This window comes from uncultured Sphingomonas sp. (genome assembly GCF_913776855.1).
Lineage (GTDB): Bacteria > Pseudomonadota > Alphaproteobacteria > Sphingomonadales > Sphingomonadaceae > Sphingomonas.
Map to the genome: position 1 here is coordinate 1 of NZ_CAJYQD010000010.1, position 22906 is coordinate 22906.

The window sequence follows — 22906 nt, forward strand, 5'->3', positions numbered from 1 at the left end:
ACCAGGCGGCGCAGATCGCTACGCTGGAGGACCGGTTCGCGGAGCGGCGTCGCGCGCTCGAGCTGGAACTGCGCGCCGCCAATGCCCGCCTGGCGGAGGCGATCGCCGCCGAACATGCCGCCGGCCCGCGCGTCGCCGCCGCCGTCGACCAGAGCCACGCGGCAATGGGCGCGCTGCAAAAGGCGACACTGGCACATCTCTTCGCCATGCGCCGGCTGTTGCGCCCCGACCAGGCGACACGGTTCGATGCGGCGGTAGTCCGGGCGCTGACCGACGGCCGGGGGTGAGCGTCGACTGGTCCACCCTGTCCGATGGCGATCTGGCGGCGCTGAGCCTTGCCGGGCGGCAACCGGCCTTTGCCGAAATCCTGCGCCGCTATCGCACGCCCATATTCCGCGTCGCGCGGGCATGGACCGGCGATGCGGACGAGGCGCTGGACATTGTGCAGGAAAGCTTCGTCGCGGCGCATGGCGCGCTGGCACGCTATGATCGCGATCGCGCGATGCAGGCGTGGCTGTCGACCATCGCGCTCAACAAATGCCGCGACTGGGCGCGGCGGCGGGCGGTGCGGCGGTTCCTGTCGTTCGGGCTGCACCATGCTGGACAGGGTGAGGCGATCCCCGATCCTGCCGCACCGATCGACGACGCCGTGGCCGATCGCCACGAACTGGACCGGGTGATACGAACGATCGCTACCCTGCCCGACCAGCTCAAGACGCCGTTGATCCTGCACGCGATCGAGGGGCTGGCCCAGGCGGAGGTCGCGCAGCTGCTGGGCATTTCGGCCAAGGCGGTCGAAACCCGCATCTATCGTGCGCGGGCGCAACTGGCGGAAAAACTGCGCCGGTTCCAAGGGGGCGGCGGGTCGCCCGCGTAAAGGAGGTATTCCCAGTCAGGAGCGTGCATGTCGCCTGTTTTCGATCGTCGCCAGTTGTTGCGCGGTGCCACGCTCGGCGGTGGCGGGCTGGCACTGGGGAGCGCGTGGCCGGGTTGGGCGCAGAGCGGATTGATGGGAATCGCCGCCCCGGTCCCGACCGTGTCGGGCGACGCCATCACGCTGACCATCGGCCATGTCATGCGGCAGGTCGACGGGCGGATGGCCCATGCGATCGGCATCAACGGCACCTCCCCAGCCCCGCTGATCCGCCTGCGCGAGGGGCAGAACGCACGGATCACCGTCGTCAACACGCTGGACGAGCCGACCTCGCTCCATTGGCACGGGCTGTTGCTGCCGTTCCAGATGGACGGCGTGCCGGGCGTGTCGTTTCCCGGCATCGCCGCGCGGTCGCGCTTCACCTACGAATTTCCGGTGATCCAGAGCGGGACCTACTGGTATCACAGCCATTCCGGGTTGCAGGAGCAGGAGGGGCTGTACGGTCCCATCGTGATCGACCCCAGGGCGCCCGACCGGGTCGCGTTCGATCGCGAGCATGTGATCGTCCTTTCCGACCACAGCTTTCGTCACCCGCACGTGATCTTCGACCGGTTGAAGAAGGAGCCGAGCTATTTCAACCGCCAGCGCCAGACACTGGCCGGGCTGCTCGCCGGGCGCGACCAGTCGGCGAAGGAGCGCGCGATATGGGGCGCGATGCGGATGGACCCGGCCGACGTCGCCGACGTGACCGGATCGACCTATACCTATCTGGTCAACGGCCACGGCCCGCAGGACAATTGGACCGCGCTGTTCCGGCCGGGGGAACGCGTGCGGCTGCGCTTCGTCAATGCCTCGGCCATGACGACCTTCAACGTGCGGATACCGGGGCTGCCGATGGCGATCGTCGCTGCCGACGGCCTGAACGTGCGCCCGGTCGAGATCGACGAGTTCCAGTTCGGCCCGGCCGAAACCTATGACGCGATCGTCGTGCCGAACGACCTGCGCGCCTATACCGTGGTGGGGGAGAGCATCGACCGGTCGGGCATGGCGCGTGCGACGCTGGCTCCGCGCGTCGGCTTGGCCGCCGCCGTGCCCCCCTTACGCCCCCGTCCGCTGGCGACGATGAAGGACATGGGCATGGACCATGGCAGCATGGCCGGTATGGACCATGGTGCCGGCGGCATGGCCGGAATGGACCACGCGACGATGGACCATGGCGCGACCGCCGCAGCGCCGATGGCCGGAATGGCGATGGGCGACATGAACATGCGCGACTTTTCGAATGCGCCGGAGGTGCGCAAAGGGCCGGGCGTGCAGACCATTTCCCCGATGCCCGTCGACCGCACGGGCGAGCCGGGACAGGGCCTTGCCGATGTCGGCCACCGCGTGCTGACCTATCGCGATCTCGTCGCGCTGGACCGCAACCCTGACACCCGCGCGCCGGAGCGGGAGATCAGGCTGCACCTGACCGGCAATATGGAACGCTATATGTGGGGCTTCGATGGCGAAAAGCTGTCGGAGAACCCCGATCCGATCACGCTGCTGCATGGCGAACGGGTGCGCGTCACCCTGATCAACGATACGATGATGGGCCATCCGATCCACCTGCACGGCCATTTTTTCGACCTCGTGACCGGCAAGGGCGACCATGCGCCGCGCAAGCATACCGTGCTGGTCCAGCCCGGCGGCACCGTCAGCTGGGACGTGACCGGCGAGGAGGGCGACTGGGCGTTCCACTGTCACATGCTCTATCACATGCACGCGGGCATGATGCGCGTGGTGCAGGTCCGCCGCGCGGAGGCGGCGGCATGATCCGCATTCTCCTGGGCAGCGTAGCGCTCGTGTCCGCCCCGGCGGTCGCGCAGACGATGGACCATAACATGCACATGCCCGGCATGATGATGCCCGCCAGACCGGCGGCAAAGCCCGCGCGCAAACCCGTGGCGAAGCGAAAGCCCGCCGCGCGCGTCCCGGCGAAGCGGGCGACCAAGCGGGTGACGCCCCCCGATCCCCACACAGGCCATGCCATGTCGGCGATGCAGGGGATGGCGATGCCCGCATCCGAACCGGTCGCTACCGATCCCCATGCCGGGCACGACATGTCGGGCATGACCATGCCGGACCCCCATGCCGGCCACGCCATGGCTGCGATGGCGGGCATGGGTGGCGATCCGGTCGGGACCGACCTGCCGCCGGGCGACAAGCCCGCCCCCGCCCCGGCCCGCGACCATCTCGCCGACCGCTTCTGGGGTGCCGAGGCAATGGCCGCCGCCCGTACCAACCATCTGACGCGCGAACATGGCGGAATGACCTTCCGCCAATTGCTGCTCGACCTGGCCGAGATACAGCTGCGCAAGGGCCGCGACGGCTATCGGTGGGAGGGGCAGGCATGGATCGGCGGCGACATCCACCGGCTATGGCTGAAGTCCGAGGGCGAAGGGGATATCGGCGGCGCACTCGGTACCGCCGAGGTCCAGGCGCTCTACTCCCGCGCGCTCGACCCCTATTGGAACCTGCAGGTCGGTATCCGCCACGACATCCGCCCGGACCCGTCGCGGACCTATGCGACGCTGGGGGTCGAGGGGCTGGCACCTGGCTGGTTCGAGGTCGGTGCCGCGTTGTTCCTGTCGACCAGGGGCGAGCTGCTCGGCCGGGTCGAGAGTTATTACGACCAGCGCATCACCAATTACATCGTGCTGCAACCGCGGATCGAGGCGAACCTGTCGGCGCAGGACCTGCCCGACGTCGGCACCGGCGCGGGGCTGACCGACGTCGAGGCCGGGCTGCGGCTGCGCTACGAAGGACGTCGCGAATTCGCGCCCTATCTCGGCGTGACGTGGGAACGGCAGGTCGGCGACACCGCGCGGTACAGCCGGGCAAGGGGGCGCGATACCGGCGGCCTGAGCGTCGTCGCCGGCGTGCGGGCATGGTTCTGATCCGATCCCCCGCCCCGTACGGCGGAAGGCGCGCCCCTATCGCGCCAGCGCCTCGGCAATCAACTTGCGGCTGTTGTCGATACCGTACAGCGCGATGAAGCTGCCCATGCGCGGGCCTTGCGGCGTGCCCAGCAGCGTTTCGTAGCACGCCTTGAACCAGTCGCGCAGCGATTCGAACCCGGCGGTCTTGCCGATCTCGTACACTGCGTTCTGGATGTCCTCGGCGCTGGCATCGGCCGGCATCGCCGCCAGCTCGACGTCCAGCCGTTCCAGTGCGGCACGCTCCACTTCGGTCGGGGCGCGGCGCACCGGCTGTTCCGCGACATCGCGAACAAAGGCCAGCGCATGGTCGATCAGCGCGTCGAGCGCCGGATACCGATCGGCACTGGCATCCTCGACATAGTTCGCCAGATAGCCCCAGACCTGCGCCTTGGTCGCTTCCCCCATCACGCCGACCAGGTTCAGCAGCAGGCCGAACGTCACCGGCAGCGTATCGGCCGGCGGCGGGCCGCCATGGATATGGTGGACGGGGTTGCCCAGCTGCTGTTCGACCGGCTGACCGGCATAATTCGCCCGGAACTGCCAATATTCGTCGATCGCGCGCGGGATCACCCCCAGGTGCAATTGCTTGGCCTTTTTCGGCTCGCGATAGGCGTAGAAGGCGACGCTTTCGGGCGGGCCATAGGTCAGCCATTGTTCGAGACTGAGGCCATTGCCCTTCGACTTCGAAATCTTCTGCCCATATTCGTCGAGGAACATTTCGTAGTTGAAGCCTTCGGGCGGGCGGGCGCCCAGCACGCGGGCGATCTTCGACGATTGCGTGACCGAATCGATCAGGTCCTTGCCCGCCATCTCGTAATCGACGCCGAGCGCCGCCCAGCGCATCGCCCAGTCGACCTTCCATTGCAGCTTGGCGCCGCCCGACAGGATCGATTGTTCGACGCGGGTGTCCCCGTCCATGAACGCCACCATGCCGGTATCGGCGTCCAGCACCTCGACCGGCACCTGCAGCACGATCCCGCTGGTCGGCGAGATCGGCAGCACCGGCGAATAGGTCGCGCGACGTTCGGCGCCCAGCGTCGGCAGCATGATGTCGAGGATCGCCTGCATGTTGCGCAACACGCCCTTCAGCGCGTCGTCGAACCGGCCGCCGCGATAATAGTCGGTCGACGACGCGAACTCATACTCGAACCCATATTGGTCGAGGAACGCGCGCAGCCGGGCATTGTTGTGCGCGGCAAAGCTCGGGTGCGTGCCGAACGGATCGGGGATTTCGCTCAGCGGCTTGCCCAGATGCGTGGCGAGCATGTCGCCGTTCGGCACATTGTCCGGCACCTTGCGCAGCCCGTCCATATCGTCCGAAAACGCGATCAGCCGGGTCGGCTGGTCCGACAGTTCCATGAACGCCTTGCGCACCATCGTCGTGCGCAGCACTTCGTTGAACGTACCGATATGCGGCAGACCCGACGGGCCGTAGCCGGTTTCGAACAGGATCGGCGCACCGCCCGGTTTCCCGTGCGGATAGCGCTTCAACAGCTTGCGCGCCTCCTCATACGGCCAAGCCTTTGAAACCAATGCTGCATCGCGAAGTGTGGGGTCGGTCATCCGCTCCAGATACGCGGTTGGCCGACAGATTTCCACCGGTTGCGATGCAACCAATCGCACGGTTGGACGTAGCGTGTTGCGATGATCGTATCCGACGCACCCCGCCTGCCCCGCATCGTCGCCGAAGTCTGGAAACCGGCCCTCGCGCTGTTCATCTGGGACGTGATCGTCACGATCGTGTATTTCGTCCTGCCGTTCAAGGCGCCGTCGCTGCCGCTGACGCTGTTCGGGTCGGCGCTGGCGCTGTTCCTCGGCTTTCGCGTCAATTCGGCCTATGCGCGGTGGTGGGAAGGGCGATCCCTCTGGGGGCTGATGATCAACGCCTCGCGCAACCTTGCGCGCGGGTCGATCTCGTTCATCGGGCCGGAGGATGAAGGACAGAAGCGCGACCTGAAGCGTTCGATCGTGCTGCGCCACATCGCCTATGTCAACGCGCTGCGCTGCCAGTTGCGGCGGCTGGATTCGAAGGACGACGTGCATCGCTTCCTGTCGCGGGACGAGGCGGGCGAGCCGCTGGGCCGCACCAATGTCGCCAACGGCCTGCTCGACGGCACCGGCGCCCGCATCGCCGAGGCGCAGCGGCGCGGCTGGATCGACAGCATCCAGCAGACCAGCCTGGAAAGCGTGCTGATCGACATCGCCAATGCGCAGGGCGGCATGGAGCGGATCAAGAACACGCCGCTGCCGGTGCAATACCGGTTTCTGCCGTCGCTGTTCACCCGCCTGTTCTGTGCCGTGCTGCCGATCGGGCTGGTCGAGACGCTGGGCATCGCAACGCCGCTGGGGTCGGGGCTGGCGGGGCTGATGTTCCTCGCGGTGCTGCAGATCGGCGAGGATCTGGCGGACCCGTTCGCCAACACCGTCCACGACCTGCCGCTGACCGCGATGTGCCGCACGATCGAGATCGACCTGCTGCAGGCGATTGGCGATCCTGCGCCCGAACCGCTCAAGCCGGAAAAGGGTGTGCTGTGGTGACGGAACGCGTCGGTGACTGAAACGCTGTTGCCGTCGAGAGGATGATCGATGGCGGACGAACATAAACCGACGAAAAAGATGGCGGCGAACGCCGAAAAGGGCCTGAAGCTGCGCGAAAAGTTCGATCGCGGCGGGACGGATGTCGGCGTCAAACGCGCGAAACAGATCGTCGATGGTGGCCCGATGTCCGATGCCGACGTCAAATCGATGCACAGCTATTTCGCGCGGCACAAGGTCGACAAGGATACCAAGGCGCATCGCTGGGGTGACGATAACGATCCGTCGGCCGGGTATATCGCGTGGTTGCTCTGGGGCGGCGATGAAGGCCGCGACTGGGCGGAACGCCAGCACGAAAAGCTCGACAGCTAAAAACCTCCCCGCCTGCGGGGAGGGGGATGTTCGCATACGGAACGGCGGCATTCGCGGTCCGCCCCCGCCACCAGCTACGCTGCCCCCCCCGTGCCGGGGAGGACTTGGTCCCGTTCCGCTTCCGTTCTGGCACTTGCCGCGCTAAGGCGGTGCGATGCTCCCCTACCCCGCCCTGCACGCCAGCCATTCGGGCGTCTGGATCGCGACGGCCGATGGCACGCGCGAGGTCAGTCGGGGGGAAGCGATCGCGCTGGTCGCCGATACGCCGACGATCGTCCTGAATGCTGCCCTGATCGGGCAGCGGCTGGGCTATGCCGAGCTGTCCGGGCTGGACCTGCTCGAACTGTTCGCCTTCGTCCATCCCGCGCGCTTCGCGGTACCGACGCCCAAGGGGATCGCGCAGGCGCTCGACCTGCCGCTGCCTGCGGAGGAAGCAGGCATCGCCGATCTGTTGCGGGCGGCGGCGGCGGCGCTGATCGCGACCGCTTCGGCACCATGGGCCGAACAGGAAGGGGCATGGACCGCCGCGCAGTCGCTGTTCCGCCTGCGCTGGCCATGGGCACCGGCGCTGGGGCAGGTGCTGCCCAAACCCGAAACCGCCGAACGCTGGCTGTTCAGCAAATTGCCCGAATGGGAGGAGGCGCCACCGCGCGCCAATCCCCGCACGGTGACGCTGACGCCCGATGCGGTGGCGGAGCGGCTGGCGACGCTGACCGGCAGCGCGGCGGAGGCGCGGCCGGGACAGCGCGCCTTTGCCGCCGCCGCCGCCGACGCGTTCGCCCCGCGTGCCGCGCGCGACACGCCGAACCTGGTGCTGGCGGAGGCCGGAACCGGCATCGGCAAGACCCTGGGCTATCTCGCGCCGACCTCGCTCTGGGCGCAGGCGGCCGATGGCGCGGTGTGGGTGTCGACCTTTACCAAGGCGCTGCAACGCCAGCTCGCGCAGGAAAGCACCCGCGTCTATCCCGATCCGGCCGAGCGACGGGCAAAGGTCGTGACGCGCAAGGGGCGGGAGAATTATCTTTGCCTGCTGAACCTCGAGGATGCGTTGCAGGGCGGGTTTCAGGGGCGGGCGGCGGTGCTGGCGCACCTCGTCGCGCGCTGGGCGGCGTATAGCGCCGATGGCGATATGGTCGGCGGCGACCTGCCCGGCTGGCTGCCGACGCTGTTCCGGCGCAACGGATCGACCGCGCTGACCGATCGGCGGGGCGAATGCATCTACGCCGGCTGCCCGCATTACCGGAAATGCTTCATCGAACGCGCGGCGCGGGCATCGGCGCAGGCGGATATCGTCATCGCCAACCATGCGCTGGTGATGGTCAACGCGGCGCGGGGGCGTGAGACCGGCACGCGCCCGACCCGCTATGTCTTCGACGAAGGCCATCATCTGTTCGAGGCGGCCGACGCGATGTTCTCTGCCGCGCTGACCGGCATGGAGGCGATCGAGATCCGCCGTTGGGTGCTCGGCCCCGAAGGCGGCGGGCGCGGCCGGCGGCGGGGCCTTGCCGCTCGGCTGTCGGACGTGGCGAGCTATGATGCGGCGGGGGGTGAGGCGGTGGCGGCGGCGGTCGATGCCGCGCGGCTGCTGCCCGCCGAGGGCTGGCTGGCACGGATTCAGGAGGGCAACCCGTTCGGCCCGGTCGAGGAACTGCTCGCCTGCGTACGCGGCGCAGTGTTCGCCCGCGCCAAGGATGGCGAGGCGGGCTATGGCCTCGAAACCGAACTCAGCGAACCGCGACCCGAACTGGTCGATGCCGCCGGCCCCGCCGCGCAGGCGCTGGACGCGCTGCTCCGCCCCCTCATTGCGCTCGGCAAGCGGCTGGAAGCGGTGCTGACCGAGGGGCCGGACTGGATGGACGGGCCGGCGCGCGCGCGGATCGAGGGGGCGATCGCGTCGCTGGGCTGGCGGGCGGAGACGGTCGCGGCCTGGGGCCGGCTGCTCGCGCGGATCGGCGGGCCGGTCGATCCCGATTTCGTCGACTGGATGACGGTCGACCGGGTCGAGGGGCGCGAATATGACATGGGGCTGCACCGCCACTGGCTCGACCCCAGCCGACCCTTTGCCGAAACCGTGCTGAAGCCCGCGCATGGCGTGCTGGTCACTTCCGCCACCCTGCGCGCCGGCGGCGACTGGAGCCAAGCCGACGCCCGCGTCGGGGCGCCGCATCTGCTGCGCCAGCCAACCCATTTCGAAGCGGCCAGCCCGTTCGCCTATGCGCACCAGGCTGAGGTGCTGATCGTCACCGATGTGAAGAAGGGCGATCTGCCCGCGCTCGCCAATGCCTATGGCCGGCTGATCGTCGCGGCGGGCGGCGGCACGCTCGGGCTGTTCACCGCGATCCGGCGGCTGCGCGGCGTCCATGCCCGTATCGCCGACCGGCTGGCGCGTGATGGACTGCCGCTCTACGCCCAGCATGTCGACCCGATCGATACCGGCACACTTGTCGACATCTTTCGCGACGATCCCCGTGCCTCGCTGATCGGCACCGATGCGCTGCGCGACGGGGTGGACGTACCCGGCCACTCGCTCAGGATGGTGGTGATGGAGGGGGTGCCGTGGGTGAAGCCGGGTGTGCTGCACGCCGCGCGGCGGCTGGCGGGCGGCGGCAGCGCCTATGACGACCGGATGGTACGCGCGCGCCTCGCACAGGCGTTCGGGCGGCTGATCCGCCGCGCCGACGATCGCGGGCTGTTCGTGTTGCTGTCCGCCGCCATGCCGTCGCGACTGCTGGGCGCCTTTCCGGAGGGCACGCCGATCCTCCGATGCACGCTGGACGAAGCGGTGGCGCGTGCCCTTTCCTTGGGGCACGAAGTCGGGCATGGGGCGCAAGCCCTGCCGATGGAGCGATTGCCATGAAGACGCTGACGCTGTTGCGCCATGCCAAGTCGGGCTGGGACGATCCCGCACTCAGCGATTACGATCGCCCCCTGAACGCCAAGGGCGCGCGCGCCGCGACCGCGATGGGTGCGCATGTGCGACAGGCCGGGCTGACGTTCGATGCGGTGGTCGCAAGTTCGGCCAAGCGCGTGGTCGAGACGTTGGAGCATTTTCGCCGTGGGTACGGCACCCTGCCCGAGGCACGGCACGACCGCACGCTGTACCTCGCCTCGGCCGGCACGATGCTCGACATGATCCGCGCACTGCCCGCCGATGCCGACCGCGCGCTGCTGGTCGGGCATAATCCGGGGCTGGAGGATCTGGTCCTGCTGCTGTCGGCCGAAACAAATCCGCTGCGCGGCGCGGTAGAGGAGAAGTTCCCGACCGCCAGCGTCGCGGTGCTGGAGCTGGACGGCGACTGGGCGGGGGCGTGCGACGGCTGCGGCCACCTCACCAGCTTCGTCCGGCCGCGCGACCTCGATCCGTCGCTGGGGCCGAACCACGACTGACGGTTGACGGCGATCCGTACGATCCCCGTTTGTTGCATGGCATCGATGGCTACGCTACGTCCCCGTCCGTGAAGGATCATCCCGCCGACCCGTATCACGCACGCGCCGCGATCTGCGAACTGCTCGAGCGTGTCGGAACGGCGGACCGTGCGGCATTGGGGCAGTTGTACGAACTCACCGCATCCTCGCTATTCGGTATCTGCCTGCGGATCTGTGGGGAACGAAGCGAGGCGGAGGATGTGCTGCACGAGGTGTTCCAGTTGATCTGGAAACGCGCGGGTAGTTTCGTTCCGACCGCCGCCCATCCGATGGCGTGGCTGGGCACCATCGCCCGCAACCGATCGATCGACTGGGCTCGTGGCCATGGCAGACGCAGGACCAGGCCGATCGAGGACGCAGGCGAGATTGCCGACGACGCGCCGGACCAGCTGGCCGTACTCGAGCGTTCGCAGGAAGCGCAGCGGCTGTACGATTGCCTCGACGCGCTGGACGCTCGGCAGCGCGATACCCTGCGTACCGCCTTTTTTGGCGGATTGACCTATGCCCAACTGGCCGAAGCTCAGGGCGTACCCGAACCGACGGTACGCAGTTGGGCGCGCCGGGGCCTGCTGAACTTGCGGGGATGCGTCAGTGACGCCTGAAGACCATATGCTTGCCGGTGAACTTGCGCTCGGCCTTCTCGAAGGAAATGAACGGGCGCAGGCCCTGCGCAGGACGCTGTCCGATCCCGACTTCGCGCGCGAGGTCGAAGGGTGGCGCGTGCGTTTCGCCAGCATGTTGGCGGAGGTTCGCCCGGTTCCCGCTCCCCCAGGCCTGATCCGCGACATCGGGGCCCAGACCGCACCGAAACCGCGCAACCAACTCCGACTGGTCCTGCCGGCTGCGCTGTCCGCCGTCGCCGCGGCAACGCTGGTGCTGGTATTGCGGCCAAGCCCGACCGTCTTGCCGCCGGTCGATCGACCGGCGGCGGCAACGCTGCTGGCTGCGCTCCAGCCGTCCGATAGAACGGGGACGCCAATCAGTGCGATCGTCGATCGCGACACGGGACAGATCCGCGTCGTTGCCACCGGCATCGCACCGGCTGGCAAGGCGGCGCAACTATGGGTCATACGCGACGGGGTGCCCCGTTCGCTTGGCCTGTTGGCGGGCAACGGGACGACGCGCCTGTCTGTGCCGACGACCGAGCGGACGGCGTTGCAGGCCGGACTGGTGCTTGCCATTTCGATCGAGCCGCCGGGCGGGTCGCCGAAGCCGACTCCGACGGGACCGGTGGTCGCGAGCGGGCCGCTGACCCCAATCTGATCCGCGGCCGGACGAACCGTACTATCGCGCCGCCAGCCGCCGCGCGAAATACACCTCGACCGCGCGCTCGACGCTCTTGGCGATCGCGCGGCGGCCTTCGACCGAATCGAGCCGCTGCGCGTCGGCGTCATTCGACAGATAGCCGGTTTCGAACAGGATCGACGGCAGGTCGGGCGCCTTCAGCACCATCAGCGACGCCATGCGATGATAATTCGGCTTGAGCGGGATGACCCCGGTCGCCTCGCGTCCCAGCAGCCGGGCGAACCCGGCCGAGGCGTTCATCGTCTCGCGCTGGGTCAGGTCGATCAGGATCGAGGAGATGTCGGCGCTCTGCCGGCCGAGGTCGACGCCGGCCAGGATGTCGGCCTTGTTCTCGCGCGCGGCGAGGCGTGCGGCTTCGCGGTCGGAGGCGACTTCGGACAGGGTATAGATGCTGGCGCCGGTCGCCTGCGGATTGTCGGCGCTGTCGCAGTGGATCGAGATGAACAGACTGGCGCCCAGCCGCCGCGCAATCGCATAGCGTTCCTGCAACACCAGGAACTCGTCGCGGTCGCGGGTCAGTGCCACGCGTACCCGCCCGCTCGCCAGCAGTGCGTCGCGCACGGCGCGGGCGGTCTTCAGCGTCAGATCCTTTTCCTGCATCCCGCCGTGCGGCGAGATGGCGCCGGGATCATGCCCGCCATGGCCAGCATCGATCACCACCAGCGGCCGGTCGGCATCACCCTGAACCGATGGCAGGCGCTGACCACGGCGGCGGCTGGGCACGGGGACCGATACGGTCGCACGCTGCCGGGCGTCGACGATCATCGCCGCCGACGACGAAGCCGGCACGACGGTCGCCACCGCGATCTGCGGCTGGAACCGCATCCGCCCGGCGGTGGTGGCACGGGCATAGCGTTCGGGCGCAACGCCGCTCAGCGTGAGGGTCAGCCGCCGCCCGTCTTCCGAAAAGCGCCCGGCGGTAACGACCAGCGGCCGGTCGAGGTCGAACACGATCCGGCTGCCGCCGTCGCGCACCCCCTGCCGCACCGCGCGCACGCCGCCGCCCGATTCGCTGCGCCCACCGGGACGCACGCCGTCGAGATCGACGACCAGCCGGTCCGGTCCACCCAGCACGAAGCTGGAGGCGCCGTTGGCTGGCGCATCGAGGCGGATGGTGATGCGGTCCGAACCGGCGTCGACGCTGTCCACCGATTGCGCAGCAACGGGGAAGCCGAACCAGATCGACAGGAAGGCCAGCCATGCGCCCATCGGTGCGCTATGCCGTCCAATCGCATTTTCGGTCCAGCGCAAATCCATGGACGTGGTGCCCGCTTCCTTTTTCCGAAGCGTTTGCATAGGCCCGTGCGGTTCAACCTGCGGTGAACCAGCACGCTGAATCCGGCTTTAACCATTTATTCGGATTTGCTTCGCTACCGAAACGAACCTGCGGACGCTGTTGCCGTTGACGATACCGGGTGCTACGCCCCCTATTACGTCGGTCCCGGACATGGTTCGGGGAAACCGACGCGACACCCCCCAAAGGCGTACCCGCTCCAGGGGGTTTAACCAGGTTGATGTTCGCATGTGGCAAGTTCCGTCCCGTACCGCCTGTGCCGCTGTCGCGGCCGGCGTCGGGCCGACAATTGTCCACCCGGAACTGTCCGGGCTGCCCATGCCAGCAGACGCATATCCCAGCAATCGCGCGCAGGCACCGGGCTTGACCCCCGCCGCGCGTTTAGGCGCGCCGACTGGCCGAGCCGTCCCGCGCGCCCGGAGACATTATCATGACCACGCGGATGTTGATCGACGCTCGCCACCGGGAAGAAACCCGCGTCGCCGTCGTCAAGGGTAACCGGATCGAGGAGTTCGATTTCGAATCGGCCGAGCGCAAGCAGCTCAAGGGCAATATCTATCTGGCCAAGGTGACGCGGGTCGAACCGTCGTTGCAGGCGGCGTTCGTCGATTATGGCGGCAACCGCCACGGCTTCCTCGCCTTTTCCGAAATCCACCCCGATTATTACCAGATCCCGAAGGAAGACCGCGACGCGCTGCTGGCCGAAGAGGCCGAACATGCCGCCGAGGAAGCCGCGCTGCGTGCCGGCGAGCATGACGACGACCTCGACTACGACGATCACGACGACGATGCCGAAGGCGGCGTCGAGGTCGTCGAGCGCGACGAGGAAGACGACGACCATCATGACGACGAAGAGGGCGAGGCCCCGGCGCGCCGTCCGCGCAAGGGCGGTGGCGACGACGCCGCAGTCGAGGCGCTGCGCCAGCGCCGGCTGAACCTGCGCCGCCGCTACAAGATCCAGGACGTGATCCGCCGCCGGCAGGTGCTGCTGGTGCAGGTCGTCAAGGAAGAGCGCGGCAACAAGGGTGCGGCGCTGACCACATACCTGTCGCTCGCCGGCCGCTATTGCGTGCTGATGCCCAACACCGCGCATGGCGGCGGCATTTCGCGCAAGATCAGCTCGGCCGCCGACCGCAAGCGGTTGAAGTCGATCATGGCCGAACTGACGCTGCCGGCATCGATGGGCTGCATCGTCCGCACCGCCGGGCTGCAGCGCTCGCGCCAGGAGATCAAGCGCGACTTCGATTACCTCGCCCGCCTGTGGGACGGGATTCGCGAACAGACGCTGACCTCTTCGGCGCCGGCGCTGGTCTATGGCGACAGCGACCTGGTGAAGCGTGCGATCCGCGACATCTACAACAAGGATGTCGACGAGGTGATCGTCGAGGGCGAAGACGGTTTCCGTCACGCCAAGGAATATATGCGGCTGCTGATGCCCGCGCACGCCCGCCGGGTGAAGCAATATGCCGACGCCGTGCCGCTGTTCCAGCGCGCGCATGTCGAGGATCAGCTGGCCGCGATGTACAATCCGGTCGTGCAGCTGAAGTCGGGCGGCTATCTGGTCATCAACCCGACCGAAGCCTTGGTGTCGATCGACATCAACTCCGGTCGGTCGACCCGCGAACATAATATCGAACAGACCGCGACTGCGACCAACCTCGAAGCGGCGCAGGAAATCGCGCGCCAGCTGCGCCTGCGCGACATGGCGGGCCTCGTCGTGATCGACTTCATCGACATGGACCACGGATCGAACGTCCGGAAGGTCGAGAAGGCGATGAAGGAGGCGCTGAAGAACGATCGCGCCCGCATCCAGGTCGGCCGCATCTCCGCCTTCGGGCTGATGGAAATGAGCCGCCAGCGGCTGCGCACCGGCGTGCTGGAGGCTTCGACCCGCCAGTGCCCGCATTGCGAAGGCACCGGTCTGGTCCGCACCGCATCGTCGGCGGGCCTGTCGGCGCTGCGCCTGATCGAGGACGAGGCCGCACGCGGTCGCGGCTCGCTGATCGTGCTGCGCGCCAGCCAGGAAGCGGCGTTCTATGTCCTCAACAAGAAGCGCGCCGACATCGCCGAGGTCGAGGATCGGTACGGCGTGACCGTCGAGATCGTGCCCGATGCCGAGATCGAGGGCGCGCGCATGGCGGTCGAAGCGTCCGGCCCGCCGCCCGCGCATCCGCCCAAGATCGAGCCGCTGGTCGTCATCGACGACGAGGACGATGCCTATGAGGACATCGAGGACGAGATCGACGAGGAGGTCGAGGAAGACGCGGTCGAGGAAGTCGCCCGCACCCCGCGCAATGACGACGAAGGCGAAGGCCGTGGCAAGCGCCGCCGCCGCCGTCGCGGGCGTCGCGGTCGCAACCGTGAGGAAGGCGAGGCCGGCGATGACGTCGACTCGACCGAAGACGCCGACGATGCCGAGGGCGAGACCGGCGATGATGAAGGCGAGGCATCGACCGAGGACGCCGCTCCCGAAGCCGAGCAGGGCGACGAGGGCACGAAGCGCAAGCGTCGCCGTCGTGGCCGTCGCGGTGGTCGCCGTGGCGATGGCGCGTTCGATGCCGCCGATGGCGCCGGCACCGTGGCCGACCTGCCTGCCGACGACGATGCGGGCGACGCGGTTGCTGAAGCACCGGCCGTGCCGGAGCCGGTCGCCGAACCGGAGGTCGCCGAGGCGGCTCCCGTGCCGGCGCCCAAGCGCACCCGCCGCCGCCCGAGCGCGCGTGCCAAGGTCGAAGGCGTGACCGAAGCGGCTCCGGCCGAACCGGCTACCGCCGAGGCTGGCGACGCCGCGCCGATCGTCACGCCCGAACCGGTCGAAACGCCGAAGGTCACGGTCGAGCCGGCGGAGGAAGCGCCCAAGCCGAAGCGCACCCGCAAGCGCAAGGCCGATGCCGCGCTGGTCGTGGAAGCCGAGGCCGAGACGCCTGCCCCGGTCGCCGCCGAGGCCGAAGTCGCGCCCAAGAAGCGCCGTGCGCCCCGCCGCAAGGCTGTCGCACCGGTAGAGGCACCGGTGGAAGAAGCGGCGCCGGCCGAAGCCGCCGCACCGGTCGAGGCGGAAACGCCTGACACACCCGCCGACGACGCCTCTTACGGCTCGGCATCGCCGCGCCGCGGCTGGTGGCAGCGCACCTTCGGCAACTGATCGCCTGGGATAGCGAGAAAGGGGGCGGCATCCGACCGGGTGCCGCCCCCTTCTTGCGTTCAGCGCTATTCGCCGGCGGGCGGTTCGCGTACCAGTGCGCTGCGGCCGAGATCGATCCGCACCGCCAACCCCTCCGATCGCCATTCGCGGACAATCGTGCCGGCCAGTTGCTGCTCGATGCTGAGCGCGGCCAGACGCGTACCGAACCCGGTCGCGTGCGGTTCGCCCGTGATCGTCGGTCCCCCCGTTTCACGCCAGTCGACGCGCAGCGCATCGCCCTTCAGTCGCGTGACGATCTCCACCTGGCCTTCGGGTACCGACAGCCCGCCATATTTGGCGGCGTTCGTCGCCAGTTCGTGAAAGATCAGCGCGATCGGCGTCGCGCCCCGGTCGTCGATCGGCACGTCGTCGCCCGCGATCCGCCATTGCTCGGCGGCATAGGGCGACAACAGGTCGCGCAGGACATGGTGCAGCGTCGCCTCACCGATCAGCGGGCGCGAGATATCGCTATGCGGTCGGGCAAGGTCGTGGGCCGCGCCCAGCGCCGCGATGCGTTGCGCCAGATCGTCGGCGAAGTCGCGCACCGCCGGCATCCGCCGCGCCGACATTCGCACCAGCCCGCTGATGATCGCGAAGATGTTCTTGATCCGGTGGCTCAGCTCGCGGCTGAGAATATCATTCTGTTCGGCGGCGCGCTTGGCCGAATCAATATCGGTACAGGTCCCGATCCAGCGGACGATCGTCCCATCGGCCCCGCGTACCGGCAGCGCCCGCCCCAATACCCAGCGATAGACTCCGCTGCGATGGCGCAGACGATATTCGATCTCGTAATCGTCGCCGGTCATCAGGCTGTGTCGCCAGCGTGCCCAAGCACGATCCTGATCGTCGGGATGGAACATGCCGTTCCACCCTTCGCCATCGGTCGACCCTTCGGGCATCCCCGTGAAGCGATACCATTGCGCATTGTAGAAGTCGTGATGGCCGTCGGGTCGGGTCGCCCACACCATCTGCGGCATGGCGTTGGTCAGCGTGTCGAGTTCGGCGCGGGTGGCGGCACGGGCGGTTTCGGCCTGCCGCCGCGATTCCTCGCCCGATGCGATGCCGATCCAGCGACCGATACCGTCCGGTCGCACGCGAAAGCCGATAGGCGTGTCGATATGCCCGGCGATCAGCGGCAGCGACAGCGTAAAGGGTGCCTCTTCGCAAGTCCCCGCCCGCCATGTCCGCCGCATGGCATCGCGCCCAGGCCCGTCATGGCAACAATCCGCCAGGTCGCGTCCGATCGTATCGCCGAAATCGGCCCGCCAGCACCGATTTCCCCATAGCAATCGCCCTTCGTCATCGGCGACCCAGCTCAATATCGGCATCGTATCGGCAATATCGTACCAGATCGCCGATGATGGATTGATAGTGCCGGCTGTCATAGTCACATCATTTGTCCAAGGGCGACGCGCCCGTGATCGGCAACGTCTCTGTGCCAAGAATATTCACCCGACCGCCGTTGCGACCTGTACCGCCGATAAAGGCCGGTCGCCTACCCTTGGCGTAGGTAAGCGTATAAACAATTCGTACGTCATCGCCCCGTACGACCATTTTTTGCGTTAATTCTATCGAATTTAAGTTTATCCGTGCCACAGCCATTGACCTGTCCCCCGCCACGTCGCATTTCGCCGCCATTGAGGAGATCTCCATGACCGAAGACAGTTCCGAACTTAACGCGATCGAACTGGCCGCCGAACTGACCATCGCCTGGTTGAACAACGGCAACAACCGCGTCGCGGCAGAGGATGTTCCGGCATTCCTCCAGACGATGCACGCAACGGTGCTGGGCCTGGCGTCGGGAACGACCGAACCGGAGGAAACGACCGCTCAGCAGGACCATGTTGCCGCAGTATCGGTGCGCAAGTCGCTGGCGTCGAAAGACCACATCATTTCGATGATCGATGGCAAGCCGTACAAGACGCTGCGCCGTCACCTGGCGGGCCACGGCCTGACCCCGGAAACCTATCGCGAGCGCTATGGCCTGCGCGCCGATTATCCGATGGTCGCCGAAACCTATTCGCAGAGCCGTCGCGACATGGCGAAGCGCATCGGCCTGGGCCGCAAGGCCCGCACGACCGGCGAGGGCGGGGAAGCCGCCGGCGACGCCGCGCCGCGCCGCGGCCGCAAGCCAAAGGCCGCCGAATAAGCGACGACGAGGGGCGGCCATCTGGTCGCCCCGTTTCGTTCAGGCGATCGCCCGCGCGCTGTCGCCGTCCCAGTGATGGGTACATAGCTGCGCCTGCGGGCTGTCGCCCTCGGCCAACGCTGCCACCGTGACCCAGCCTTCGCTCCGCAACCGTGCCGCCACGGCCGGATCGGTCCCGAGCGGCAGGAACAGCCGCCGCCGCTCCTTCGCCCCCAGCCCGGCATCCAGCAGCGCATCGGCATAGAGCGAAAAGCCCATCGCCGCTTCCTCCCGCCCGTCGGCATCGCACACCGCATAGCTGCCGCCGCGCCCGACCTCGCCCAGCACGCCGCGCGCGAACAGCGAGAAGCCCAGCCAGCTCTGATATTCGAAGCCGTGGCGCTCGGTCGGATCGAGCGTGACGCCGACATCGGCCGGCAGGGTCGCCACCACCGCCTCGATCGCGTCGAGCCGCGATGCCAGCCGCCCGGCGGCATCGGTGGCGCGCAGGCGGGCAAGCGCGGTGGCGAACGGGCCGGCGGCCTCGACCAGCGGCAGATAGGCCGGATCGATCGCCGCGACCCGCCCGGCATCCTTTGCGTCGAGCGCCGCGATCAGCGCGTCGTGCTGCGGCCCCGGCGGGTCGCCCGCCAGCGTCGCGACCAGATCGGGCAGGGTGAAGTCGATCGAGATGCCGCTCACCCCCGCCGCGCGCAGCGATTCGACCGCGACGGTCACGACCTCGATCGCGGCGCCCACGCTGTCGAGGCCGATCAGTTCCGCCCCGATCTGCCGCAGCGCCCGGCGCGGACTGAGCTCGCTTGCGCGCAGCTTCAGCACCGGCCCGGCATAGGACAGCCGTACCGGGCGCGGGTGATGCCCCATGCGGGTTGCCGCGATCCGCGCGACCTGTGCGGTGATGTCGGGCCGGATCGCCAGCGTGCGCTGGCTGACCGGATCGACGAAGCGCACCGCATCGGTTGCGGCCGTGCCCTTCAGCCGTCCGGCCAGCCCCGCCTCGAACTCGGCGAGCGGCGGGTCGACCTGCTCGTAACCATAGCCATGCGCGACCCCCAGCACCGCCCCTTCGAAACGGCGCAGGCCATCGGCGGCGGGGGGCAGGCGGTCGTGAAACCCTTCGGGCAGGAGGCCGGTATCGTTCATGGGACGTCCCCTAGCGCGAGTTGCCGGTCGGTGAAACCGTCACCGCATCCGATACACGAACGGGCTGCCGGATCGCTCCGACAGCCCGTTCGTTTGACGACCGGAACCGATCAGAACTTGAGCGGCATCACCGTCTTGACGCCCGGAAGCGCGCGGACCTTGGCGACCAGTTCCGGGGTCACCGCTTCGTCGACCGACAGCAGCACCACCGCTTCACCACCGGCATCGCGGCGCCCGAGGTGGAAGGTGCCAATGTTCACGCCCGCCTCGCCCAGCGTCGTACCGATGCGGCCGATGAAGCCGGGCGCATCTTCGTTGACAACGTACAGCATGTGGCCCGCCAGATCGGCCTCGACCTTAATGCCGAACAGTTCGACTAGGCGCGGCTGGGCGTTGCCGAACAGCGTGCCCGCGACCGAGCGTTCGCCGGCTTCGGTCTTCAGGCTCACACGGATCAGCGTGTGGTAGTCGCCCTCGCGGTCGTTGCGGACTTCGCGCACCTCGATGCCGCGCTCCTTCGCGAGGAACGGGGCGTTGACCATGTTCACCGTGTCCGACTGGACGCGCAGGAACCCGGCCAGCACCGCACCGACGATCGGCTTCTGGTTCAGCTCGGCCGCCGCACCTTCGCTATGCACCGACACGCGGGCGATCGCACCGGTGGTCAGCTGCCCGACCAGCGAGCCGAGCTTCTCGGCCAGCGCCATATAGGGTTTCAGGCGCGGGGCCTCTTCGGCAGACAGCGACGGCATGTTGAGCGCGTTGGTGACGCCGCCCGACACGAGGAAATCGGCCATCTGTTCGGCGACCTGGATCGCGACATTGACCTGCGCTTCGCTGGTCGACGCGCCCAGATGGGGGGTCGAGATGAAGTTCGGCGTGTTGAACAGCGGCGATTCCTTCGCCGGCTCCTGCACGAACACGTCGAGCGCGGCGCCCGCGACATGACCGCTGTCGAGCGCGGCCTTCAACGCCGCCTCGTCGATCAATCCGCCGCGCGCGCAGTTGATGATACGAACGCCCTTCTTGGTCTTCGCCAGATTCTCCGCCGACAGGATGTTGCGGGTCTGGTCGGTGAGCGGCGTGTGCAGCGTGATGAAGTCGGCACGGGCCAGCAGCTGGTCCAGCTCGACCTTTTCCACGCCGATCTCGATCGCGCGTTCGGGCGACAGGAACGGATCGAAGGCGATGACCTTCATCTTCAGCCCCTGCGCACGGTCGGCGACGATCGAGCCGATATTGCCCGCACCGATCAGGCCCAGCGTCTTGGCAGTCAGCTCGACCCCCATGAAGCGGTTCTTTTCCCACTTGCCCGCCTGGGTCGAGGCGTCGGCCTCGGGCAGCTGGCGGGCGAGCGCGAACATCAGCGCGATGGCATGTTCGGCGGTGGTGATCGAGTTGCCGAACGGGGTGTTCATCACGACGACACCGGCGGCCGAGGCGGCGGGGATGTCGACATTATCCACGCCGATGCCGGCGCGGCCGACGACCTTCAGGTTCCTGGCGGCGTCGAGGATCGCCTTGGTCACCTTGGTCGAGCTGCGGATGGCGAGGCCGTCATAGTCGCCGATGATCGCCATCAGCTCTTCCGGCGTCTTGCCGGTGATCTCGTCCACCTCGACCCCGCGTTCGCGGAAGATCTGGGCGGCCTTAGGGTCCATCTTGTCGGAAATCAGAACTTTAGGCATGTTTTTCTCCCTCTCCCCTGCAGGGGAGAGGGCCGGGGAGAGGGGCAGTGCCGCACAACCCGGCCCTATCGATTGTCAGGATTACCGGAGAGGCTTTTCCCCTCTCCCAACCCTCTCCCCTGAAGGGGAGAGGGCTATTGATTTCAGGCAGCCTTCGCCGTCGCGTAGGCCCAGTCGAGCCACGGCCCGAGCGCCTCGATGTCGGCCGTATCGACGGTCGCGCCGCACCAGATGCGCAGGCCCGCCGGGGCGTCGCGATAACCCGCGACGTCATGGGCAGCACCTTCGGCCTCCAACAGCGACGCCATCTTCTTGATGAGCGCCTCGTCGGCCCCCTCGACGGTCAGGCAGACACTGGTCTTCGACCGGGTGGCCGGATCGGCGGCAAGGTGGCCGAGCCAGTCGCGCGCCTCGACGATCCGGTCGAGCGCGGCGGCATTGGCATCGCTGCGCGCGATCAGGCCGTTTTCGCCCAGCGACTTGCCCCATTCGAGGCTGAAGATCGCATCCTCGACCGCCAGCATCGACGGCGTGTTGATCGTCTCGCCCTTGAAGATGCCTTCGGTCAGCTTGCCTTTCGATACCAGGCGGAAGATCTTCGGCAGCGGCCAGGCGGGGGTGTAGCTTTCGAGGCGCTCGACCGCGCGCGGGCCGAGGATCAGCACGCCATGCGCACCCTCGCCGCCCAGCACCTTCTGCCAGCTGAAGGTCGCGACGTCGATCTTCGCCCAGTCGATGTCATAGGCGAACACGCCCGAGGTCGCGTCGGCGAACGACAGCCCCTCGCGATCGGCGGGGATGAAATCGGCGTTCGGCACGCGCACACCCGACGTGGTGCCGTTCCACGTGAACAGGACGTCGTTGGTCCAATCGATCGCGGTCAGGTCGGGCAGTTGGCCGTAATCGGCGCGCACGACGGTCGGATCGATCTTGAGCTGCTTTACCGCATCCGTGACCCAGCCTTCGCCGAAGCTTTCCCAGGCCAGCGCGGTGACGGGTCGTGCGCCCAGCATCGTCCACATCGCCATTTCGAACGCGCCGGTGTCCGAACCGGGAACGATGCCGATACGGTGGGTGTTGGGCAGCTTCAGCAACTCGCGCATCAGGTCAATGCAATATTGCAGACGCTGCTTGCCGATCTTCGAGCGGTGCGACCGGCCGAGGCTGACGGGGTTGAGGCGGTCGGCGGACCAGCCCGGCGGCTTGGCGCAAGGCCCGGACGAGAAATACGGGCGAGCGGGAGTCGTAGCCGGCTTAGGCGGAAGATCAGTCATGTAGTCTCTCCTCACAGAGAGCACGCGCTGCGTTGGGACAGCGTGGCCCGTCGCGGCCATTAGCGGCGTCTGCGGTGCGGCACAAGCACGATCGGCGTAACATTGTTGCGACAGGATGCGGCGACATGAGGGAACCGGCAGGGAGATTCCGCGTTGCGTTGATCGAGATTATATCCGGAAATCCCATGCAAACCCCAACCGTCCTGATCGTCGAAGACGAGATGCTGGTCGCGATCGACCTGGAGGCGTCGCTGGAGGAGCATGGCTATCGTCCGGTCGGGATCGCCGCCGACATGTCCCGCGCGCTCGAACTGGCATCGACCCGGCCCGATGTGGCGCTGGTCGATTGCAATCTGCGCGACGGGCCGACCGGTCCGACGATCGGGCGGATGCTGGGTCAGACCTATGGCACCACCGTCATTTTCCTGACCGCCAATCCCGCAATGCTGGATGAGGGTATCGCCGGAACACTGGGCGTCGTGTCAAAGCCGTGCGGGTATGAATCGATCGGCGAACTCGTCAATTTCGCGGTGCGCGCCCGACACGGCGACCTGTCGCAGCCACCGACCGGTATCAAGCTGTTCGAGGCATCGCACGGCTATCGCGCCTCCGCTTAACGCGCGGTTCAGCCGGCTGGCGGCATCGCGGCGTTGACCCGTGTCCGCCCCCTGGCCGATAAGGACCCTC

At 67.7% G+C, this 22906-nt stretch carries 19 protein-coding genes; 13 read left to right on the top strand and 6 right to left on the bottom strand.

Going from position 1 to position 22906, the window contains the following annotated elements:
- The 4 genes from QZ755_RS02205 to QZ755_RS02220 form a co-directional block, all read left to right on the top strand.
- Nucleotides 1-287: periplasmic heavy metal sensor (locus tag QZ755_RS02205; RefSeq protein ID WP_294319304.1), on the top strand; the 287-nt coding region annotated here is incomplete at its 5' end.
- Nucleotides 284-877, top strand: coding sequence for an RNA polymerase sigma factor (locus QZ755_RS02210; protein WP_294319306.1), 594 nt, complete (start codon nt 284-286; stop codon nt 875-877). The genes QZ755_RS02205 and QZ755_RS02210, both read left to right, overlap by 4 nt.
- A gap of 27 nt (nt 878-904) precedes the next feature.
- Nucleotides 905-2686, top strand: coding sequence for a copper resistance system multicopper oxidase (locus QZ755_RS02215; RefSeq protein ID WP_294319309.1), 1782 nt, complete (start codon nt 905-907; stop codon nt 2684-2686).
- Nucleotides 2683-3810, top strand: a complete 1128-nt coding sequence (locus QZ755_RS02220) for a copper resistance protein B (protein WP_294319312.1) — start codon at nt 2683-2685, stop codon at nt 3808-3810. The genes QZ755_RS02215 and QZ755_RS02220 overlap by 4 nt, the downstream gene beginning before the upstream one ends.
- A gap of 36 nt (nt 3811-3846) precedes the next feature.
- Here QZ755_RS02220 and QZ755_RS02225 read toward each other — a convergent pair whose 3' ends face one another.
- A complete protein-coding gene (locus QZ755_RS02225; RefSeq protein WP_294319315.1) occupies nt 3847-5415 on the bottom strand; it encodes a lysine--tRNA ligase in 1569 nt (522 codons plus the stop codon).
- Nucleotides 5416-5496: 81 nt separating this feature from the next.
- Between QZ755_RS02225 and QZ755_RS02230 the strand changes: the two genes are divergently transcribed.
- The 6 genes from QZ755_RS02230 to QZ755_RS02255 all read left to right on the top strand — a co-directional run bounded on the left by QZ755_RS02230 (nt 5497) and on the right by QZ755_RS02255 (nt 11448).
- Nucleotides 5497-6390 carry a bestrophin family ion channel gene (locus QZ755_RS02230; protein ID WP_294319318.1) on the top strand — a complete coding sequence of 298 codons (894 nt, stop codon included), beginning with the start codon at nt 5497-5499 and terminating at the stop codon, nt 6388-6390.
- 48 nt (nt 6391-6438) lie between these two features.
- The gene (locus QZ755_RS02235; RefSeq protein WP_294319322.1) at nt 6439-6759 is read left to right on the top strand and encodes a hypothetical protein; all 321 of its coding nucleotides are present in this window, start codon (nt 6439-6441) and stop codon (nt 6757-6759) included.
- Nucleotides 6760-6913: 154 nt separating this feature from the next.
- A complete protein-coding gene (locus tag QZ755_RS02240) occupies nt 6914-9616 on the top strand; it encodes an ATP-dependent DNA helicase (protein ID WP_294319325.1) in 2703 nt (900 codons plus the stop codon).
- Complete coding sequence (locus QZ755_RS02245) at nt 9613-10146, top strand: histidine phosphatase family protein (protein ID WP_294319328.1); 534 nt, start codon at nt 9613-9615, stop codon at nt 10144-10146. The genes QZ755_RS02240 and QZ755_RS02245 overlap by 4 nt, the downstream gene beginning before the upstream one ends.
- A gap of 68 nt (nt 10147-10214) precedes the next feature.
- Nucleotides 10215-10787, top strand: coding sequence for a sigma-70 family RNA polymerase sigma factor (locus QZ755_RS02250; RefSeq protein WP_294319331.1), 573 nt, complete (start codon nt 10215-10217; stop codon nt 10785-10787).
- Complete coding sequence (locus tag QZ755_RS02255) at nt 10777-11448, top strand: anti-sigma factor (RefSeq protein ID WP_294319332.1); 672 nt, start codon at nt 10777-10779, stop codon at nt 11446-11448. Before QZ755_RS02250 ends, QZ755_RS02255 begins: the two co-directional genes overlap by 11 nt.
- Nucleotides 11449-11469: 21 nt before the next feature.
- Here the strand turns inward: QZ755_RS02255 and QZ755_RS02260 are convergent, their stop codons facing one another.
- A complete protein-coding gene (locus QZ755_RS02260) occupies nt 11470-12699 on the bottom strand; it encodes an N-acetylmuramoyl-L-alanine amidase (RefSeq protein ID WP_294319333.1) in 1230 nt (409 codons plus the stop codon).
- 515 nt (nt 12700-13214) lie between these two features.
- On the opposite strand from QZ755_RS02260, the gene QZ755_RS02265 reads away from it, so the two are divergent.
- Complete coding sequence (locus QZ755_RS02265) at nt 13215-15926, top strand: Rne/Rng family ribonuclease (protein ID WP_294319335.1); 2712 nt, start codon at nt 13215-13217, stop codon at nt 15924-15926.
- 65 nt (nt 15927-15991) lie between these two features.
- On the opposite strand, the gene QZ755_RS02270 is transcribed toward QZ755_RS02265, so the two are convergent.
- The gene (locus tag QZ755_RS02270) at nt 15992-17350 is read right to left on the bottom strand and encodes a PAS domain-containing protein (RefSeq protein ID WP_294319336.1); all 1359 of its coding nucleotides are present in this window, start codon (nt 17348-17350) and stop codon (nt 15992-15994) included.
- Between the two features lie 266 nt (nt 17351-17616).
- On the opposite strand from QZ755_RS02270, the gene QZ755_RS02275 reads away from it, so the two are divergent.
- Entirely contained in the window at nt 17617-18114 is a 498-nt protein-coding gene (locus QZ755_RS02275; RefSeq protein WP_294319337.1) for a MucR family transcriptional regulator, read from the top strand.
- A gap of 39 nt (nt 18115-18153) precedes the next feature.
- Here QZ755_RS02275 and QZ755_RS02280 read toward each other — a convergent pair whose 3' ends face one another.
- The 3 genes from QZ755_RS02280 to QZ755_RS02290 form a co-directional block, all read right to left on the bottom strand.
- Entirely contained in the window at nt 18154-19257 is a 1104-nt protein-coding gene (locus QZ755_RS02280) for an ATP phosphoribosyltransferase regulatory subunit (RefSeq protein ID WP_294319338.1), read from the bottom strand.
- 110 nt (nt 19258-19367) lie between these two features.
- A complete protein-coding gene (gene serA / locus QZ755_RS02285; RefSeq protein ID WP_294319339.1) occupies nt 19368-20945 on the bottom strand; it encodes a phosphoglycerate dehydrogenase in 1578 nt (525 codons plus the stop codon).
- A gap of 143 nt (nt 20946-21088) precedes the next feature.
- Nucleotides 21089-22219 carry a phosphoserine transaminase gene (locus QZ755_RS02290; protein ID WP_294319340.1) on the bottom strand — a complete coding sequence of 377 codons (1131 nt, stop codon included), beginning with the start codon at nt 22217-22219 and terminating at the stop codon, nt 21089-21091.
- A gap of 185 nt (nt 22220-22404) precedes the next feature.
- Between QZ755_RS02290 and QZ755_RS02295 the strand changes: the two genes are divergently transcribed.
- Nucleotides 22405-22836: a response regulator gene (locus tag QZ755_RS02295; protein ID WP_294319341.1), complete on the top strand. Its 432-nt coding sequence runs from the start codon at nt 22405-22407 to the stop codon at nt 22834-22836.
- Nucleotides 22837-22906 lie beyond the last annotated feature (70 nt).

Bases quoted from the DNA above. Each gene is read 5' to 3' on its own strand.
- QZ755_RS02215 (WP_294319309.1), top strand. From the start codon at position 905: ATGTCGCCTGTTTTCGATCGTCGCCAGTTGTTGCGCGGTGCCACGCTC.
- QZ755_RS02295 (WP_294319341.1), top strand. From the start codon at position 22,405: ATGCAAACCCCAACCGTCCTGATCGTCGAAGACGAGATGCTGGTCGCG.
- QZ755_RS02225 (WP_294319315.1), bottom strand. From the start codon at position 5,415: ATGACCGACCCCACACTTCGCGATGCAGCATTGGTTTCAAAGGCTTGG.
- QZ755_RS02260 (WP_294319333.1), bottom strand. From the start codon at position 12,699: ATGGGCGCATGGCTGGCCTTCCTGTCGATCTGGTTCGGCTTCCCCGTT.
- QZ755_RS02235 (WP_294319322.1), top strand. From the start codon at position 6,439: ATGGCGGACGAACATAAACCGACGAAAAAGATGGCGGCGAACGCCGAA.
- QZ755_RS02280 (WP_294319338.1), bottom strand. From the start codon at position 19,257: ATGAACGATACCGGCCTCCTGCCCGAAGGGTTTCACGACCGCCTGCCC.
- serA (WP_294319339.1), bottom strand. From the start codon at position 20,945: ATGCCTAAAGTTCTGATTTCCGACAAGATGGACCCTAAGGCCGCCCAG.
- QZ755_RS02240 (WP_294319325.1), top strand. From the start codon at position 6,914: ATGCTCCCCTACCCCGCCCTGCACGCCAGCCATTCGGGCGTCTGGATC.
- QZ755_RS02220 (WP_294319312.1), top strand. From the start codon at position 2,683: ATGATCCGCATTCTCCTGGGCAGCGTAGCGCTCGTGTCCGCCCCGGCG.
- QZ755_RS02270 (WP_294319336.1), bottom strand. From the start codon at position 17,350: ATGACAGCCGGCACTATCAATCCATCATCGGCGATCTGGTACGATATT.
- QZ755_RS02245 (WP_294319328.1), top strand. From the start codon at position 9,613: ATGAAGACGCTGACGCTGTTGCGCCATGCCAAGTCGGGCTGGGACGAT.
- QZ755_RS02275 (WP_294319337.1), top strand. From the start codon at position 17,617: ATGACCGAAGACAGTTCCGAACTTAACGCGATCGAACTGGCCGCCGAA.
- QZ755_RS02230 (WP_294319318.1), top strand. From the start codon at position 5,497: ATGATCGTATCCGACGCACCCCGCCTGCCCCGCATCGTCGCCGAAGTC.
- QZ755_RS02290 (WP_294319340.1), bottom strand. From the start codon at position 22,219: ATGACTGATCTTCCGCCTAAGCCGGCTACGACTCCCGCTCGCCCGTAT.
- QZ755_RS02265 (WP_294319335.1), top strand. From the start codon at position 13,215: ATGACCACGCGGATGTTGATCGACGCTCGCCACCGGGAAGAAACCCGC.